Here is a 3,890-nt window from a genome sequence, read left to right on the forward strand (position 1 = left end):
CTGAACCTATGGCCGCCGTCTTTTGCACCATCTCGACGGAGACGCGTGACGTCACGACCACGGCTCCCGAGGCGCCGTCGATACCGGCCTTGGCCAGGGCGCCGGCCAGCTTGTCGAGCGCGTTATGGCGGCCGACATCCTCGCGCGCCATGACGATGCCCTTGCCCGGAACATAGAAGCCGGCGGCATGCACGGCTCCGGTCTCGGCGTGCAACGGCTGCACTTTGGACAGCAGCCTGACGGAGCGGACGACGTCACCGGCATCGAGCGTAAGTCTTGACGCACCAACGGCGTCGACAGAGCGCATTGCTTCCTCGATCGATTCGATGCCGCACAGGCCGCAGCCGACCGGCCCGGCCAGCCGGCGACGGCGCGCCTCGAAGCGCGTGTTGGCGGTGTCCCTCAAGCGGATCTGGATATCGATGCCGGCGCCGTGATCCTCGACGTCGATCGCCTCGATTTCGTCGGGCGAGGCGATGATGCCTTCGGTCAACGAAAAGCCGAGCGCGAAATCCTCGAAATCCGCCGGGCTCGCCATCATCACCGCGTGAGTGGTTCCGGCGAAGGAGAACGCTATCGGCGTCTCTTCCGGCACCATGCGGTTGGCGGTTGCGGTGCCGCTCGCACGGTGAGCGAGACGTGAGATTTGGGAAATGGGAGGGCGTGGGCGCATCAGCTTCGCTTCATCCAAATGGGAGTCAGCTCAGGAACGTCATGTGCGATGGCTTCGAAAGCCGCATAGTGTCCATTTCCCATTATTGTGCCAACGATGCTCCGGAGCTTGTCGAAATCATCCGCAGCAGCACGTCCCTGAATATCGCTTAGAAAACGATCCAAGTCGGCGCCTTGCTTCTCACAAAGGCGAAGGAGCAGTTCGTAGGCTTCGTTACGAGTCACGCCGATCCTCCGTCGATGCAACCTCGCCTTCATTGTCCGAAGGCGAGGTTGCGAAGCTTACTCCGCCGCTTCCAGCGTCGCGATGCGGCGGCTGTGCTTGGCCTGCTCGTCATACTCGCGCTGCCATTCCGACGGACCGTTGGAGGCGCCCACCTGCACCGCCGTCACCTTGTACTCCGGACAGTTCGTCGCCCAGTCGGAGAAGTCGGTGGTGATCACGTTGGCCTGCGTGTCGGGATGGTGGAAGGTCGTGTAGACCACGCCGGGCGACACCCGGTCGGTGATCAGCGCCCGCAGCGTCGTCTCGCCCGAGCGGCTGGTCAGCCGCACCCAGTCGCCATCGCGCAGGCCACGGTTCTCGGCGTCGTGCGGGTGGATCTCGAGCCTATCCTCGCTGTGCCAGACGATGTTCTCGGTGCGCCTTGTCTGCGCGCCGACATTGTACTGGCTGAGGATGCGCCCGGTGGTCAGCAGCAGCGGGAAGCGGGGACCGGTCCTCTCGTCCGTTGCCACATACTCGGTGCGGATGAACTTGCCCTTGCCGCGCACGAAGCCGTCAATATGCATGATCGGCGTGCCTTCCGGCGCCTTCTCGTTGCAGGGCCACTGCACCGAGCCCATCTTTTCCAGAAAGTCGTAGGACACGCTGGCGAAGCTCGGTGTCGTCTTGGCGATCTCGTCCATGATTTCGGACGGATGCTGATAGTTCCAGTTCAACCCCATCGTCTGGGCGAGTTTCTGTGTCACTTCCCAGTCGGCCAGGCCGTTCTTCGGCGCCATCACCTTGCGCACGCGGTTGATCCGGCGCTCGGCATTGGTGAAGGTGCCGTCCTTCTCGAGGAAGGTCGAACCGGGCAGGAAGACATGCGCGTAGTTCGCGGTTTCGTTGAGGAACAGGTCATGCACGACCACGCATTCCATGGCGGCGAGGCCGGCCGCGACATGCTTGGTGTCGGGGTCGGACTGCAATATGTCCTCGCCCTGCACGTAAAGGCCCTTGAACGTCCCGTCGACGGCGGCGTCCAGCATGTTGGGGATGCGCAGGCCGGGCTCGTCGTCAAGCTTCACGCCCCACAGGCTCTCATAGATGTCGCGCACCGCGTCGCCGGAGACGTGGCGATAGCCGGGAAGCTCGTGCGGGAACGAGCCCATGTCGCAGGAACCCTGCACATTGTTCTGGCCGCGCAACGGGTTCACGCCGACGCCCGGGCGGCCGACATTGCCGGTCGCCATGGCGAGGTTGGCGATGGCGATCACGGTGGTCGAACCCTGGCTGTGTTCCGTCACGCCGAGGCCGTAGTAGATCGCACCATTGCCGCCGCGTGCGAACAGCCGCGCCGCGCCGCGAATCTCTTCCGGGTCGACATTGGCGAGCTTGCCGACGACTTCCGGGCTGTTTTCCGGCAGCGCCACGAAGGTCGCCCAATCCTGGAACTCGTCCCAGTCGCAGCGTTCGCGGATGAAGGCTTCGTCGAACAGCCCTTCGGTGACGATGACATGCGCCAGCGACGTGATCACCGCGACATTAGTGCCGGGCTTGAGCGGCAAGTGGTGTGCGGCCTCGACGTGCGGCGACTTGACCATCTCCGTGCGGCGCGGGTCGAGCACGATCAGCTTCGCGCCCTGGCGCAGCCGCTTCTTCAGCCGCGAGGCGAAGACCGGATGCGCCGCTGCCGGATTGGCGCCGATGACCATGACGACATCGGTGTGCTCGACGGAATCGAAATCTTGCGTTCCAGCCGAGGTGCCGAAGGTCTGGCCGAGGCCATACCCCGTCGGCGAGTGGCAGACGCGGGCGCAGGTGTCGACATTGTTGTTGCGGAAGCCCTGGCGGATCAGCTTCTGCACCAGGTAGGTTTCCTCATTCGTGCAGCGCGACGAGGTAATGCCGCCGATCGCGGTGCGGCCATACTGGTACTGGATGCGGCGGAATTCATTGGCGGTGTGGGTGAGCGCCTCTTCCCACGACACTTCGCGCCAGGGGTCGGTGATCTTCTCGCGGATCATCGGGTTGAGGATGCGGTCCTTGTGGGTCGAATAGCCATAGGCGAAGCGGCCCTTGACGCAGGAGTGGCCGCGATTGGCCTTGCCGTCCTTGTAGGGCACCATGCGCACCAGTTCGTCGCCGCGCATCTCGGCCTTGAACGAGCAGCCGACGCCGCAATAAGCGCAGGTGGTGACCACGGAGTGCTCCGGCTGGCCGATCTGGATCACCGACTTTTCCGTCAGGGTCGCCGTCGGGCAGGCCTGCACGCAGGCGCCGCAGGACACACACTCCGAGTCGATGAACAGCTCATGCATGCCCGGCGAAACGCGGCTGCCGAAGCCACGGCCCTCGATCGTCAGCGCGAAGGTGCCCTGCACCTCCTCGCATGCGCGCACGCAGCGCGAGCAGACGATGCATTTCGACGGGTCATAGGTGAAGTACGGGTTGGACTCGTCCTTCGCCATCCATTTGAAGTTCTCGGCGCCGTCGTTCTTCTTGAAGACGTGGTTGTCGCCTTCGTAGCCATAGCGCACATCGCGCAGGCCAACGACACCGGCTTGCGTCTGCAACTCGCAATCGCCATTGGCCGCGCAGGTCAGGCAGTCGAGCGGATGATCGGAGATGTAGAGCTCCATCACGCCGCGGCGGATATCCTTGAGACGGCCGGTCTGGGTATGCACCACCATGCCCGGCGCCACCGGCGTCGTGCAGGAGGAGGGCGTGCCGTTGCGGCCGTCGATCTCGACCAGGCAGAGCCGGCAGGAGCCGAAGGCGTCGACCATATCGGTGGCGCACAGCTTCGGGATGGCGATGCCGGCCTCCATCGAGGCGCGCATGATCGACGTGCCTTCCGGCACCGTTACGGTGAATCCGTCGACCGTCAGCGTCACCTGCTTCTGCGAGCTCGAGGCCGGCGTGCCGTAGTCGATTTCCTGAACGAGACCCATGGAGGCTCCTATTCTGCTGCTTCGGCGACCGGCGCCGGCTTGAAATCTTCGCGAAAGTG

3 protein-coding genes are annotated in these 3,890 nt (G+C 64.2%); all 3 read right to left on the bottom strand.

Features of this window, described 5'->3' with window-relative positions:
- Window positions 1–673: formate dehydrogenase accessory sulfurtransferase FdhD (gene fdhD, locus WC739_RS24875; protein ID WP_372955643.1), on the bottom strand; the 673-nt coding region annotated here is incomplete at its 3' end.
- Entirely contained in the window at window positions 673–897 is a 225-nt protein-coding gene (locus WC739_RS24880; protein WP_372955644.1) for a hypothetical protein, read from the bottom strand. The genes WC739_RS24880 and fdhD, both read right to left, overlap by 1 nt.
- 57 nt (window positions 898–954) lie before the next feature.
- Entirely contained in the window at window positions 955–3,831 is a 2,877-nt protein-coding gene (gene fdhF, locus WC739_RS24885; protein WP_372955645.1) for a formate dehydrogenase subunit alpha, read from the bottom strand.
- Window positions 3,832–3,890: the final 59 nt, after the last annotated feature.

It is taken from the genome of Mesorhizobium sp., assembly GCF_041661565.1.
GTDB lineage: Bacteria > Pseudomonadota > Alphaproteobacteria > Rhizobiales > Rhizobiaceae > Mesorhizobium.

What these genes read in the sequence shown, in the direction of transcription:
- fdhF (WP_372955645.1), bottom strand. Translation starts at nt 3,831, where the DNA reads ATGGGTCTCGTTCAGGAAATCGACTACGGCACGCCGGCCTCGAGCTCG.